The 1,514-nt window shown below is 60.4% G+C and carries 1 protein-coding gene; it reads right to left on the bottom strand.

Features of this window, described 5'->3' with window-relative positions; all coding sequences use genetic code 11:
* The coding region (locus ABD093_RS18295; RefSeq protein WP_343926309.1) for a P-loop NTPase fold protein at window positions 1-1,289 on the bottom strand (1,289 nt) is incomplete at its 3' end.
* Window positions 1,290-1,514: the final 225 nt, after the last annotated feature.

Below are 1,514 nucleotides of genomic sequence, written 5' to 3' on the forward strand. Positions count from 1 at the left end.
CCCTCATGCCAGAATGAGTCCGCAAAGATCGGCAACGACGCCGACCGAGCGGACCTACCGACCCCATGAAAGATCGAGGCTAAGGCCTGCAGGACCTTGTCCATAGAGCGAGGATTGACCCCGCCCACGGACCCGATGAGGGCAGTCAAATGCTTCTGTGCGCTGGACGCCTTCTCTTTCTCTGCGCCAGCCCGGCCTTCGCCCAGGCGTGCGATGGACACAATGCAGCGCTCGAGAGCCAACTCGTAGCTGCTCGCGGCCGCCGGGGCATCAGCGCGTTCTGGCGACCCCTCTGCCGTCTGTCCTGGAAATTCTCTAGCGTCACCCAACCGAGACGAGCCGTCCTGAACTCCAAGAGGGCGCTCGTCAGACAAATACCCTGAACGCCGACCCAAATACACTTCCGCTTGGGTTTGCATCACGTCACTGAAACTATAACCCAATGACGGAACCCTGTATTCGAGATTGATCATCTTGTCCAGGAAGCGCTCTCTGGACGCGCTGGAGCCCTCCCCACGCTCGCCAGTCTGCCCCTCTCCACGAAGGTGGGTGCGAATCACTCCGAGATCCACAGCGACGACGACGACGATCTGCTCGAAATCCAATAGGTTGCAGACAGTCTGCAGCAATCTCAGCGCCTGTTGCGGATCAATTCGATCCAGGTTGTCGACGAAAACGACAATGCGATCCGCCTCCGAATACTGGGAGATGAACCGCAGTACGCTTTTCTTCAGACCCTTCTTCACGCTTTCCTCAGCTTGCAGCGTCTTTGTGAGGTTCCGCTGATCCCCAACTCTGGATGCAGCATTAAGAACGACTCGTGCACCAATGACGACAGGGTTGAGGCTCTCCGTCGGTACGAGAGATGTGTAGCCGTCGACGCCGGCGGAGGCTGAAGAGGCGAGCCAGCGCAGGCTGCGACGCCACTGCCATCTGGCCAACATGCCGCGAGCACTACCAAAATGGCTCTCGATCTGCACGGCAAGCGCCAGGCCGAGCTCAGAATTGTCGGTGTACGTCGCGTACTTCCAAGCGTCGAAATAGTACGAGCCAGCAACCCCGCCCTGCCGTCCGCGGCGGGCTCCCTCCCCGATGTGTTCCGCTATCTCCTGGAGGATGCGAGTTTTCCCGATACCCCACTCTCCATGCACCGCGATCGTGCAGGGCGTCGGGCGCTCCACGATGTACCGGGCGAGCGCCCTGTACTGTGCGGCGCCTTCAAAATGGAGGCCTTCAACCGGGCGCCCCAAGCCCGCATCGGCTGCATTTTGTACGTTTCGCCTACGCATCCTCACCCCTTAATCGGCAGCTCTACCTAGAGTCACCGAAACCTCGCCCCTCGGGCACCCCTGAGCGGCGGCAACCCCTTTCGGTCGATCCTACCGAGAGCACCATGATGTTCAACAACGTGGCCAGGCGCTCTCGCCGCCACTAGCTGTTGCGGGTCATGACGTTGTAGTCACGGATCGGGGATGAAGGAACGGGTCCCTGACCGGCACGATGGGTGGTGCTGA

Source organism: Brachybacterium tyrofermentans (assembly GCF_039526165.1).
Classification (GTDB): Bacteria; Actinomycetota; Actinomycetes; order Actinomycetales; family Dermabacteraceae; genus Brachybacterium; species Brachybacterium tyrofermentans.